Source organism: Delftia sp. ASV31 (assembly GCF_016428765.1).
Taxonomy (GTDB): Bacteria; Pseudomonadota; Gammaproteobacteria; order Burkholderiales; family Burkholderiaceae_C; genus Comamonas; species Comamonas acidovorans.
The window spans coordinates 1-397 of record NZ_JAELTK010000227.1 but is presented as its reverse complement, the minus strand read 5'-3'; the positions used below and the strand labels follow the sequence as shown (position 1 = coordinate 397).

General features: G+C 78.1%; 1 protein-coding gene. It reads right to left on the bottom strand.

The features are described 5' to 3' along the window. Positions 1 to 109 precede the first annotated feature (109 nt). A partial coding sequence (locus tag JHD82_RS29115) for a hypothetical protein (RefSeq protein ID WP_233174961.1) occupies positions 110 to 397 on the bottom strand: 288 nt, incomplete at its 5' end.

Genomic DNA, 397 nt, shown 5'->3' with positions numbered 1-397 from the left:
CCCCCCCCCCCCCCCCCCCCCCCCCCCCCCCCCCCCCCCCCCCCCCCCCCCCCCCCCCCCCCCCCCCCCCCCCCCTCTGACCAGCAGCAGCCGGCATACGAGATCAACGTCAGCGTCTCGTGGGCTCGGAGATGTGTATAAGAGACAGGGGTGCAGGCACGGCCTGCGCGCCGGACTTCCTTGCAGCCGGCGCCACCGCCGAATGCGTCTGCCCTGCCTCCGCATCGAACTGCGCGGCCGCCTGCGCGGACCTGTCTCTTATACACATCTGACGCTGCCGACGAAATGCGAACAGTGTAGAGCTCGGGGGGCGCCGGGTCGGAGAGGGGGGGGGGGGGGGGGGGGGGGGGGGGGGGGGGGGGGGGGGGGGGGGGGGGGGGGGGGGGGGGGGGGGGGG